We start from the raw sequence: 515 nt of genomic DNA, 5'->3' as shown, positions 1-515 counted from the left end.
TTCAGGAGCTTGTGAGAATAACACCTCACGGTGTCACGACCACAATTTGCTTAGATACAGCGGTTGCCTGCAAGCAGGTCTTACGTGCTAATTACCAAAGCCTTTAGTGTCCGCAGGTTGCCAGACGGACAAAGTTTATTATCGGGATATGATACCCCTTGCTAAAATATTTTGGGCGGCATTATGGTCTCGAATATGGGACTGATGACAGGCTGGACAAGTCCATTCACGATCGGCCAGTGTAAGTTTATGAGTGCCATGACTCCCCCTAATGAAGCCACAATGATGACATGTTTGGGTGGTATTGCGGGGATTGACGGTGATAAAGTTTTTGCCATACAGATCCGCTTTATAAGTCAACATGCCTAAAAATGTTCGCCAACCAACATCACTGATACTCATTGCTAATGCGTGATTCCGTAACAGATTTTTACTACGCAACTCCTCCGCAACCACCAGATCGTGGTTCTTGATCAGTGTAGTTGAGATGAGATGCAGAAAATTGTTACGGCGGT

General features: G+C 45.2%; 1 protein-coding gene. It reads right to left on the bottom strand.

The features are described from left to right. Positions 1 to 138 precede the first annotated feature (138 nt). Positions 139 to 515, bottom strand: a 377-nt coding sequence (locus tag QUF07_RS14080; RefSeq protein ID WP_289428213.1) for an RNA-guided endonuclease InsQ/TnpB family protein, incomplete at its 5' end; no start/stop codon positions are given.

Source organism: Lentilactobacillus sp. TOM.63 (assembly GCF_030361045.1).
Classification (GTDB): Bacteria; Bacillota; Bacilli; order Lactobacillales; family Lactobacillaceae; genus Lentilactobacillus; species Lentilactobacillus dabitei.
This window is presented reverse-complemented; position numbering and strand designations above follow the sequence as displayed.